The sequence below is a fragment of the Maricaulis sp. ABE4_448 genome, from assembly GCF_056160825.1.
In genome coordinates this window covers 521,139-531,796 of the sequence record NZ_JBSWXX010000003.1, presented here as the reverse complement: position 1 = coordinate 531,796, position 10,658 = coordinate 521,139, and the positions used below count along the sequence as shown (strand labels likewise).

Below are 10,658 nucleotides of genomic sequence, written 5' to 3'. Positions count from 1 at the left end.
GCATTTTCAGCGAAAGTGGGTACCGGTTTCGCGGTTCGAAAATGCGACCACCAAGGACCGGCATTTTCAGCGAAAGTGGGTACCGGTTTCGCGGTTCGAAAATGCGAAAACCGGAGCTAGCGGAATTCCCGTCTGTCGGGGATGGGCACGACGGGCGCATCCTCGATTTCCTCGATACCGTCCAGTGCCGGCGCCCAGCGGCGCTCCTCCTGCAGGATGGTCGAGAGATTGAGGCTGCGCCGTGCTGCATCCAGCCGCAAATCCTCATAGAAGAGATTGAAGGGCGGGACCCGGTATTCCTCGGCTATCCGGTTGGGCCGGCGCAGGTCCGCATAGTCCGGCTCTTCCACGAACAGGATGCCGTCGCCGCACTGGGCCCCTGTTTGCCCGGGTACCGGCGCGGGTGTTGAATCCGGCGGCAGGCCTTCGGCGGCGACACCGCCGCGATGCAGGCGTGCCGAGGCATATTGCGCTGTGCGCGCCGACAGGATCGGATTGACGCACAGGAGGCCGCGCCCGTCGACGAAGTCCAGACCGCCGCGCGGCGTCCAGGTCATCGAGCGCTCGGTGTGGATGCGTATGCGGTCCTCCTCGCCCTGGCGGGCATAGGAATAGGCCAGCACGCAACGCACATCCTCCGGCGTCTCGCAGGGCGGGACGTCGGAGAGCACATTGTTGAACAGGTCCAGCGGCACCGGCGATTCTAGGATATAGGCGGCGATCAGCCGCTCGCGCAGTTCCGGATCGGGCGCGACCCGCTCGATCAGCACGCCCAGCACGTGAAAACCGCCCTGTCCGACACCGGCCAGAAGGATCGGCCGGTCATCGCCCACCTGCATCAGGAAGGCGTCGAAGGCACGTTCGACATCGCCATAGGCAAACTGCCGCGCCAGGATGGAATCCTCGCGATTATTCATGAAGGTATAGAGCGCCGCCTGACGGTATTTCGGCGCGAAGAGCACGCCGGAATTGGCAAAGGGGGCGGCATAATTGGGCAGGATGGTCCGCGTCACCGCCTCCACGGCGCGCTCCTTGTCCAGCTCGGCATTCCAGTTCGAGCCCCCCGAGTAGGTGGTCGGGTGGACAAAGAAGACGGCTGGCTCGTCCTCACCGGAAAATGCACCGCGAGTGAACCAGGCCTCTGCGGCGGCATAATTGGCGCCGCGTGGCGGGGTGTAGGTCTGGAAGGGTTCGCCGGGATCCTGGAAGGTCTGGTAGATCTGGTCGCGAAGGGCCCAGGCCGTCAGAAAAAGCAGGACCAGAAAGCCGGCCGCGCCGGCCAGCATCATCCAGCGGGCGATCGAGACAGGATTGGCCTTCATGCGGTCACGGTCTCCCTGCAGACTTGCCGGAAGACGTCGCGTGCCGAGATTGGCGCACCGGAATCCATAACGTAGACTACCCTTGCTGCGGGGGAATCAGCTCATTTCACGCGCCTTGCGCCGTCCGGACACGGGAGTGCCATGTTTCGCTGGCTTCGCAACAGTTTCCTCACCGGGATCGTTATCGCAACCCCGTTGGGTGTGACGCTCTACCTCATCGTCGCATTCGTCGGCTTCGTCGACAATGTCGTCAAGCCGCTGATCCCGGCGCGCTACAATCCGGAAAACTACCTGCCCGGCGATTTCACCATTCCCGGACTGGGCGTGCTGATCGCCGTGGTCATCTTGACCCTGCTCGGCGCCTTTGCCGCCAATGTGTTCGGACGGACGCTGATCAATCTGGGCGACCGGATCGTCGCCGGCGTGCCGCTGGTGCGCAATGTCTACGGCGCGCTGAAGCAGATCATGGAGACGGTGTTCTCCGGGAAGAGCAATTCCTTCAAGGAAGTCGTGCTGATCGAATACCCGATGAAGGGGCTTTATGTCGTCGCTTTCGTCTCGGCCAATGGCGACAATAATCTGAAGGAAAAGATCTCCGATGATGTGGTTGGCCTGTTCGTGCCCACGACACCCAACCCGACCTCCGGCTTCCTGCTCTATACGCCCAAGAAGAACACCATCCCGATCGACATGTCGGTGGAGGAGGCGGCCAAGCTGATCATCTCCTTCGGCATGGTCACGCCGGACAAGCTGCCCAGTTCAGTGCGCGCCACCTTGCCGCCGGAAATGTTCAGCCGGACCTGAGCATGCGCACGCCCTGGTCCTGTTCGAACAGGTAGAGCAGGACGCGCAGGGCGTCGCCGCGATCGCCCGTCAGTTCGGGGTCCTGGTGGACCAGCAGGCGGGCTTGGTCATTCGCTTCGGCGATCAGATCTCCATGCGCTTCCATGTCGGCGAGACGGAAATCCGGCAGACCGCTCTGGCGCAGGCCCAGCGGGTCGCCGGCCCCGCGCAGGCGCCAGTCCTCCTCGGCGATGCGGAAACCGTCATCGGTCTCGCGCATGGTCTCCAGCCGTGAACGGGCTGTCTCCCCCAGCGGACCCTTGTACAGGAGCAGGCAGGAGGACGGCTTGTCGCCCCGGCCGACGCGCCCGCGCAGCTGGTGTAACTGCGCCAGACCGAAGCGCTCGGCGTGTTCGATGATCATCACCGTGGCGTCGGGTGCATCGACGCCGACCTCGATCACGGTGGTGGCAACCAGCACATCCATCGCGCCATTGCGGAAGGCTGTGGCGGTGGCCTCTTTCTCGGCGGCCTTCATGCGGCCGTGCAGCAGGCCGACGCGCTGATCCCCCAGCGCAGCCCGCAAATGCCGCCAGCGATCCTCGGCGGCGGAGAGTTCGGATTGTTCGGATTCTTCGACCAGCGGACACACCCAGTAGACCCGGTCGCCGCGGCCGATCGCCCGGCGCACGCCCTCCACCACCTCGTCCAGCCGCTCCATAGACACCAGCCGCGTTTCCGGCGGGATGCGCCCGGCCGGTTTCTCGTCCAGGCGCGACACGTCGAGATCGCCATAGACGGCGAGCGACAGGGTGCGCGGGATCGGGGTGGCGGTCATCACCAGCGTGTCCGGCTTGTACCCCTTGGCCGTCAGCCGCATGCGGTCGGACACGCCGAAACGGTGCTGCTCGTCGATCACGACCAGGCCGAGGTCGGCAAATTCGATACCCTCCTGGAAGAGCGCATGGGTGCCGCAGACCACATCGACTGAGCCGGTGGCCATGCGTTCCAGGATTTCCTTGCGCGCTGAGCCCTTGTCACGCCCGGTCAGGGCGGTCACGGAAAGCCCTGCCGGTTCAAGCAGCTGCGCCAGGGTTTTGGCATGTTGCCTCGCCAGGATTTCTGTCGGTGCCATGATCACGGCCTGGGTACCGGCCTCGGCGGTCTGGGCTGCAGCGAGGGCCGCGACGAAGGTCTTGCCGGCGCCGACATCCCCGTGCAGCAGGCGCGTCATGCGCTCGCCGGACTCCATGTCGGCCCGGATGGCCTCGAAGGCCCGTGTCTGGGCGCCGGTCGGCGCGAACGGCGCATTGTCGAGAATGGCGCGGACCTTCTCGCCTGTGCCTTTGAGCGCCCGGCCGGACTGGGCCTTGCGGCGTGCCCGCACCAGCTGCAGGGCGAGCTGGCGGGCAAAGACCTCGTCAAAGGCCAGCCGCGCCCGGGCCGGATGCGACGGTTCCAGATCGGCGGCGGATTCCGGGGCGTGCAGCATGCGCACGGCCTGGCGGAAATCTGGCCAGCCCTTTTCGCCGCTCATATCCGGCGGCAGCCATTCGGGCAAGGTGGGCACCATGGCCACGGCACCGGACACCGCCTTGCGCATTGTCTTGGCAACAAGGCCGGCAGTGAGCGGATAGACCGGCTCGATCAAGGGCGTGCCCGAAGCTTCCTCCTCGGTCATCACCAGATCGGGATGCAGCATCTGGATTTCCGAGCCATAGCGTTCGCAGCGGCCCGAGACGATGCGGCTCTCGCCTACCGGCAGGATGCGTTGCAGATAATCGGGCCGCGCATGGAAGAAGACGAGATGCAGGAAACCCGTACCGTCATACATGCGCACCTTGTAGGGCTGGCCCTGACGGCGGCCGGGCAGATGTTCCTCGACCGTGGCGGTGAGGGTGATGATCTGGTCTTCCGGTGCATCGATCACACTGACCTGGCGTGAGCGGTCGACGATGCTGGCCGGTTTGAGAAACACCACATCCTTCACCCGCGGCCCCGCCACCTTGGCGACCAGCGTGGCCAGCCGGGGGCCGATGCCGGGCAGGGCGGTGACGTCCTGGAACAGGGGGAAGAGAATCTCTGGGCGCATCCTTATCTACTTTATCGGCAAGTTGCGCGGCTGCCACCGGTCGACGCGGCCTTTCAACGGGACTATATGCGCCCATCATGACTGATACGCTCGACACCCAACGCAAGAAACTGCGGATCCGCGCCTGGCGGCGCGGCTTCAAGGAAGCCGACCTGATCCTCGGCCGCTTCTGCGACGACAATATCGACAGCCTGGACAAGGCTGGCCTGGACGCGTTCGAGGCCCTGCTCGACCAGTCCGACCAGGATGTGTACGGCTGGATCATCGGGCGTGAGCCCGTACCGGCCGAGTTCGACACGCCGGTGATGGCCCGGTTGAAGGCCTTCCGCGTCGATGCGGACGCGGCTTTCGGCGACGGCCCCAAGGCCTGATATTCGCGAGGCAGCGCAGACATGTCCGATATCGAGATGATCGCCCGGGCGCAGGGCCCGGCCACTGTCTGCGGTGCGCCGGAAGGCCTGGATGCGCTGATGCTGGCCGATGCCGGCCGTCTGCATGGCGGGCTGAGCGTCTTCATTGCCCGTGACGATTCCCGTGCCGCCGCCTTTGCCTCGGCCCTCGACTTCTTCGCACCTGACGCGGAAATCCTGCGCCTGCCGGCCTGGGATTGCCAGCCCTATGACCGTATCTCGCCATCGCCGCGTGTGGCGGCACGCCGGGCCGCGACGCTGGCGCGGCTGGCTGGTGGTCTGGGCGGCAAGACGGTTTTCCTGGTCACCACGATCAATGCGATGACCCAGCGCTGTGCCCCCGTCGAGGTGCTCACCGGTGCGGGCATTGCGATCCGCCCCGGTGCCAGCGTCGATGTTGAAAAGCTCAAGCATCACTTCGCGGTCAATGGCTATGCCCGCACTGCTACGGTGATGGAGCCGGGCGACTACGCTGTGCGGGGCGGCGTGATCGACGTCTATCCGCCCGGCGCGCCGGAACCGGTCCGCCTCGATTTCTTCGGCGACACGCTGGAATCGATCCGCGCCTTCGATCCGGAAACCCAGCGCTCGACCCGCCAGATGGACGGCATATCCTTCACACCGGTCAGCGAGGTTCTGCTGGACGAGGAGACGGTGTCGCGCTTCCGTTCCGGCTTCATCAAGACCTTCGGAGCGATCAAGGACGACCCGGTCTATGAACAGGTCAGCGCCGGCGCGCGCCCGGCGGGTGTCGAGCACTGGCTGCCGCTGTTCTACGAACACCTCGCCACGCCCTTCGACTATCTGCCGGACACGGCGCTGATCGGTATCGATCACCTGGCCCAGGATGCGCTGGACGAGCGGCTCAAACAGGCCGCCGATTATTACGAAGCGCGCACCACGGTCGATGAGAGCCGGCATGAGAGCAGCCTCTCGGCGCCAACCTACCGGGCGCTGAAACCGGAAGCGCTGTATTTTGCCGAAGGCGACTGGACCAGGGCCCTGCAGGGCCGGGCGGTGCGCCGTTTTACAGCTTTCCGAGAACCGGGCCCGCAGACCATCGATGCCGGCGGCAAGCAGGGCCGCGCCTTCACCGCCGAACGCACGGCGCAGAACGTCAATGTGTTCGACGCCGCGGCCGGGCATGTGCGTGACCTCACCAAGGCCGGCAAACGCGTTGTGCTCGCTTCCTGGTCCGGCGGCGCATCGGAACGCCTGGCCAGCGTGCTGGGTGATCACGGGATTTCCGGCATCCGCGCATGCGAGAGCTGGGCCGATGTGACCAGCCTGCCGGCCGCAGCCGTGGCGCGCGTCATCCTGCCGCTGGAACGCGGTTTCGAGACCGACGAACTCGCCATTGTCTCCGAACAGGACATCCTCGGCGACCGGCTGGCGCGGCCACGCCGCCGGCGCAAGTCGGCAGACATTATCGTCGAGGCCGGCTCGCTGTCGCCGGGCGATCTGGTGATCCATGCCGATCACGGTCTGGGCCGTTTCATTGGTCTGAAAACCCTGCCGGTGCAGGACGCGCCGCACGATTGTATCGAGCTGGAATATGCCGGCGCGGCCAAGCTCTACCTGCCGGTCGAGAATATCGAGCTCCTCTCGCGCTATGGCGCCGAGAGCGAGACGGCGCAGCTGGACAAGCTGGGCGGTGTCGCCTGGCAGGCGCGCAAGGCCAAGGCCAAGAAGCGCCTGCGCGACATGGCCGACCAGCTCATCAAGATCGCGGCCGAACGCATGGCCCGCAAGGCTGATCCGATCGAACCGGCCAGCGGTATTTTCGACGAGTTCTGCGCCGCCTTCCCCTATGCCGAGACCGACGACCAGCTCAATGCAGTCGAGGATGTGTTCGGCGATCTGGCGCGCGGCCGGCCGATGGACCGGCTGATCTGCGGCGATGTCGGCTTCGGCAAGACCGAGGTCGCGCTGCGGGCGGCCTTTGTCGTGGCCATGTCCGGCCGCCAGGTGGCTGTCGTGGCACCCACGACGCTGCTGGCGCGCCAGCACTACAAGACCTTCTCCGAACGCTTCCGCAACTGGCCGGTGAAGGTGCGGCAATTGTCGCGCCTCGTCGGTGCCAAGGAAGCCAAGGCCACGCGCGACGAGCTGGCCGCCGGCAAGGTTGAGATCGTCGTCGGCACGCACGCACTGTTGGCCAAGACGGTGAAATTCTCCGATCTGGGCCTGCTGATCGTCGACGAGGAGCAGCATTTCGGGGTGAAGCACAAGGAGCGCCTGAAAGAGCTGCGCACCGATGTGCACGTGCTCACGCTCACCGCGACGCCGATCCCGCGCACGCTGCAGCTGGCGCTGACGGGGATCCGCGACCTTTCCATCATCGCCACGCCGCCGGTCGACCGGCTGGCCGTGCGCACCTATGTTGCGCCCTTTGATCCGGTCTCTGTGCGCGAGGCGCTGCTGCGTGAGAAGTATCGCGGCGGCCAGGCCTTCTTCGTGGTGCCGCGTATCACCGATCTGGAAGAGACCGCGACCTTCCTGCGTGAAAGCGTGCCGGAAGTGTCCTTCATCGCGGCGCATGGCCAGATGGCGGCGAGCGATCTGGAAGACATCATGACGGCCTTCTATGAGGGCCGCTATGACGTGCTCCTGTCCACCACGATCGTGGAATCCGGCATCGACATCCCGACCGCCAATACGCTGATCGTGCACCGGGCCGACAGGTTCGGCCTGTCCCAGCTCTACCAGCTGCGCGGCCGGGTGGGGCGCTCCAAGACCCGCGCCTACGCCTATCTCACCACGCCGATGCGCCAGAAGATCACCGACAGCGCCGACAAGCGGCTGAAAGTCATGCAGTCGCTCGACAGTCTGGGCGCCGGTTTCACCCTGGCCTCGCACGATCTCGACCTGCGCGGCGGCGGCAACCTGCTGGGCGAGGAACAGTCCGGCCATATCAAGGATGTCGGCGTCGAGCTTTACCAGTCCATGCTGGAAGAGGCCGTCGCCTCGCTGCGCGGTGGCGGGGATGCCGAGGATGAGGGTGAATGGTCGCCGCAGATCAATGCCGGCGCTGCCGTACTGATCCCGGACCATTTCGTCCCCGATCTCGATGTGCGCCTGCAGCTCTATCGCCGCCTGTCCTCGCTCGACACCAAGACCGAGCGCGAGGCCTTTGCCGCCGAGCTGATCGACCGGTTCGGCCCGCTGCCGGACGAGGTGGAGACGCTGATGCGCGTCGTGGCGGTCAAATCGCTGTGCAAGCACGCCGGCGTTGAAAAGGTCGATGCCGGTCCGAAGGGCGCCGTCATCCATTTCCGTGGCGACAAATTCGTCGATCCGCCGGCCCTGATCGAGCACATCTCGAAGAACCCGGCCCTGTTCAAGGTGCGGCCGGACCACAAGCTGGTCCTGCGCGCCGAATGGGATGCGCCGGAGGATCGCCTGCGCGCGATCGAGCGGGCCATGGCGCCGCTGGCCGACATCGCCGCCCGGGCGAAACAGGCCCAGACCGGAACGGCCTGAGCCTGACGCGGGAGGGGCTTACCGCCAGCGGAAGCTGATGAAGAAACAGCCCAGACTGCCCAGCAGGAACATCAGCCCGGGCACCAGGAACCAGCGCAGCGGGTTGGGCAGGGCGACGACCTCGTGCTCATAAAGGTCGAAATAGCGCCGTCCGCCCTCGACGTCCTCGTAATAGCCATTGCCGCGATTGCGGTCGGTCACGACATCGACCTGGTCGATCCGCTCGCGGAGGGCCCGGATCGCGTCATAGCGGGGATCCTCGGCAGACACGGTGTGGCGGGTGTCGCTGAACAGGCGCGGGCTCTCATCGACGCCCAGTACGCCATCGGAACGGTAGTAGTAGAGGTGGCTGTCCTGGGACAGATCGATGCGGGACAGGCCCAGCGCGCCGCCGCCCAGCATCAGGAAGACCAGGCCGGCCAGCAGCCAGCCGCGCGTCAGGCGCAGGCGCCCGGCCTGTCCGGCCAATACCGCAGCGCGCACTTCACGGATTTCGCGCAGACGGTCGAGTTCCGCCGCCGAGACGCTCTCGCTAAGCTCGCCCGTATTGATGCCGAACACCTCGACCAGGCGTTCGAAGACGTCGTCGGACGGGTAGGACCGGCCGGTTTCCAGCTTGGACAGATAGGATTGTTCGATGCGCGCCTTTGCGGCGGCCTCGGGCTGGGTCCAACCCCTGTCTTCGCGCTTCTGGCGCAGATAATCACCGAATTTCATGGTCTTCCTCACGGTCTGGCCGCAGCGCATCTGCGCGGCTCGTTCCGGAAGTCTTGGAAAGTCCCGAGCCGACTGGAAGAAGAATAACAAGGACTATCCGGGAAAGGGCAGGAATTTCTTGTCGTGCCTGTGTCCGTTGCCAGGACCGCCCCCGCCAGGCTCCCCGGAACGGGGGAGAGACCGACGCGCTGTTTCCCGCGAGCCTGCGGCCATCATCAAGCGGGGAGATGTGCGATGGACGCCTCGAAGGAAATGCTCACACCGGCCTTTCAGATCCTGACCGGGCTGGGCTTCATGCTGTTTCTTCTGGTCATGTTGCGGATCCGCGCCGCGCTGTGCGGCGCCGGCGGCATGCTGTTGAAACTCGCCATGCTGGGGATCCCGCTGGGCTTCCTGATCCTGGCGCAGGCCGGGCGCGAATACTCGCTCGGCGGCGCGGCCGGCCTGTTGCTCGCGGCCGGCGGCTGTTTCTTTATCAGCCTCATGCTGATGGGTGGCGGGATGGTGCTTCTGGTGCGTGACGGCCCCGTCGGCGGCAAGCCTCAAGCCTGAGCGACAATCTGGGCCGGGCTCTGCAGGGCCCGCACCGCCCGCTCGACCAGGGCTTCTGCCGTCTCGCCGGTGCGGACCGGAACGGGCGCAGCCCGCACGGTCAGCCGGAAAGGATGCAGCGGATCCTCGCTTTCAAAGGCCGTGCATTCCGCGATCGCGGCGATCCGGGACGCGACACAGTCAATGCCCGGCGCGTCGGTGAAGGGCAGGACCGCCATGAAGACGTCGCCGGAGAAGCGCGCGGCGGCGTCCTCGGTGCGCAGCAGGTGACGCAGCATCGCGGCAAACTGGCGGCGCGCCTTCTCGGCGGAGGTGTCGTCCGGACGTTCGCGGCCCTCCGGCAGCATGATCTGAAGGGCAATCAGCGCAAAGCTCAGCTCGTCGCGGGCCGAGACGTTCAAAAGGTCCTGGATGTGTGACACCAGGAAGCCGGAATTGAACAGGCCGGTCTCGATATCCAGTGTCCGCGGATCGCGGCAGGCATCCAGCGCCGCCTTGGCATGGCGCCGGCGCTTGCGCTCCTCGGTCAGGGTCAGGATGCGCTCGCGCAGCTCGGCATCGCCCGCGGAGGGTTCAAGAATGTCGGATACGCCGCGCGCAAAGGCTTCTTCGGAGGTCTGGTTGTCGACGCGGTCGGCCAGCAGCACGACCGGCGTGTGATAGAGCCGGGCATTGCGGCGCATGGCCGAGGAGATGGTGAAGGCGATCTCGCGCTTGCCGGTAGCGTTCAGCACCACGGCGTCGAAGGGCCGTTCGTGCAGATAGTCGAAGGCGGAATAGGAGGAGAAGGCGGCGACGACGTCGGCGCCGGCCTGTTCCAGCACGTGCTGCAGCCCCATGAAGCGCGGCGAGGCATCGCCGACATAGAGCACGCTGGGCGGCGTGTCCTGGCGCTCCACCTGCGGGCGGCCGCGACCGTAGAGCGCGGTGACCTCGGCGCGGCGGGCGGCGACGATTTCCATCGAGTGCAGACGGAAGAGGGCACGCAGGCGCGCCGCGACCTGCACCGCCGGTGCCGGGTCGCGCAGCCAGGCATCCACCGTATTGCGCGGGGCAAGACCGGCCGGTCCGACCACAAGCACGGGGAGGGCCTGGTCGGAAAAACGCGCAAAGGCGCGCAGCCCGTCATCGATATCGTTTTCACATTCAGCGAGGATCACGCCACCGGCCCAGAAGTGGTGCCGCCGGGCAGGCGGGCTGTCGGCCCGGACGATGCGGCAGTTCAGGGCCAGCCGGCCCAACTGCTCCGCCAGTCCGTCCACGCGGCCGGATAATCCGAATATAAGGACGTCGAGCGAG

At 66.0% G+C, this 10,658-nt stretch carries 8 protein-coding genes; 4 read left to right on the top strand and 4 right to left on the bottom strand.

What is annotated here, in order from left to right:
• Positions 1-116: 116 nt before the first annotated feature.
• Positions 117-1,322 (bottom strand): DUF3089 domain-containing protein, encoded by a 1,206-nt coding sequence (locus tag ACXAJV_RS11585; protein WP_475085452.1) that lies wholly within the window; start codon positions 1,320-1,322, stop codon positions 117-119.
• Positions 1,323-1,463: 141 nt separating this feature from the next.
• Between ACXAJV_RS11585 and ACXAJV_RS11580 the strand changes: the two genes are divergently transcribed.
• Positions 1,464-2,126 (top strand): DUF502 domain-containing protein, encoded by a 663-nt coding sequence (locus ACXAJV_RS11580; RefSeq protein ID WP_475085451.1) that lies wholly within the window; start codon positions 1,464-1,466, stop codon positions 2,124-2,126.
• Here ACXAJV_RS11580 and recG read toward each other — a convergent pair.
• The gene (gene recG / locus ACXAJV_RS11575) at positions 2,113-4,197 is read right to left on the bottom strand and encodes an ATP-dependent DNA helicase RecG (protein WP_475085449.1); all 2,085 of its coding nucleotides are present in this window, start codon (positions 4,195-4,197) and stop codon (positions 2,113-2,115) included. The genes ACXAJV_RS11580 and recG overlap by 14 nt on opposite strands.
• Before the next feature lie 77 nt (positions 4,198-4,274).
• Between recG and ACXAJV_RS11570 the strand changes: the two genes are divergently transcribed.
• The gene (locus tag ACXAJV_RS11570; RefSeq protein ID WP_475085448.1) at positions 4,275-4,568 is read left to right on the top strand and encodes an FAD assembly factor SdhE; all 294 of its coding nucleotides are present in this window, start codon (positions 4,275-4,277) and stop codon (positions 4,566-4,568) included.
• Between the two features lie 21 nt (positions 4,569-4,589).
• The gene (gene mfd / locus ACXAJV_RS11565) at positions 4,590-8,090 is read left to right on the top strand and encodes a transcription-repair coupling factor (RefSeq protein WP_475085446.1); all 3,501 of its coding nucleotides are present in this window, start codon (positions 4,590-4,592) and stop codon (positions 8,088-8,090) included.
• 18 nt (positions 8,091-8,108) lie between these two features.
• On the opposite strand, the gene ACXAJV_RS11560 is transcribed toward mfd, so the two are convergent.
• On the bottom strand, positions 8,109-8,807 hold the full coding sequence (locus ACXAJV_RS11560) for a helix-turn-helix domain-containing protein (RefSeq protein ID WP_475085444.1): 699 nt from the start codon (positions 8,805-8,807) through the stop codon (positions 8,109-8,111).
• Between the two features lie 234 nt (positions 8,808-9,041).
• Between ACXAJV_RS11560 and ACXAJV_RS11555 the strand changes: the two genes are divergently transcribed.
• Positions 9,042-9,359, top strand: a complete 318-nt coding sequence (locus tag ACXAJV_RS11555; RefSeq protein ID WP_475085443.1) for a hypothetical protein — start codon at positions 9,042-9,044, stop codon at positions 9,357-9,359.
• Here ACXAJV_RS11555 and ACXAJV_RS11550 read toward each other — a convergent pair.
• Complete coding sequence (locus tag ACXAJV_RS11550; RefSeq protein ID WP_475085441.1) at positions 9,350-10,621, bottom strand: diguanylate cyclase domain-containing protein; 1,272 nt, start codon at positions 10,619-10,621, stop codon at positions 9,350-9,352. The genes ACXAJV_RS11555 and ACXAJV_RS11550 overlap by 10 nt on opposite strands.
• Positions 10,622-10,658: the final 37 nt, after the last annotated feature.

Excerpts from the sequence above, each read along its gene's own strand:
- recG (WP_475085449.1), bottom strand. The coding sequence starts at position 4,197 with ATGCGCCCAGAGATTCTCTTCCCCCTGTTCCAGGACGTCACCGCCCTG.
- ACXAJV_RS11580 (WP_475085451.1), top strand. The coding sequence starts at position 1,464 with ATGTTTCGCTGGCTTCGCAACAGTTTCCTCACCGGGATCGTTATCGCA.
- ACXAJV_RS11585 (WP_475085452.1), bottom strand. The coding sequence starts at position 1,322 with ATGAAGGCCAATCCTGTCTCGATCGCCCGCTGGATGATGCTGGCCGGC.
- ACXAJV_RS11555 (WP_475085443.1), top strand. The coding sequence starts at position 9,042 with ATGGACGCCTCGAAGGAAATGCTCACACCGGCCTTTCAGATCCTGACC.
- ACXAJV_RS11570 (WP_475085448.1), top strand. The coding sequence starts at position 4,275 with ATGACTGATACGCTCGACACCCAACGCAAGAAACTGCGGATCCGCGCC.
- mfd (WP_475085446.1), top strand. The coding sequence starts at position 4,590 with ATGTCCGATATCGAGATGATCGCCCGGGCGCAGGGCCCGGCCACTGTC.
- ACXAJV_RS11560 (WP_475085444.1), bottom strand. The coding sequence starts at position 8,807 with ATGAAATTCGGTGATTATCTGCGCCAGAAGCGCGAAGACAGGGGTTGG.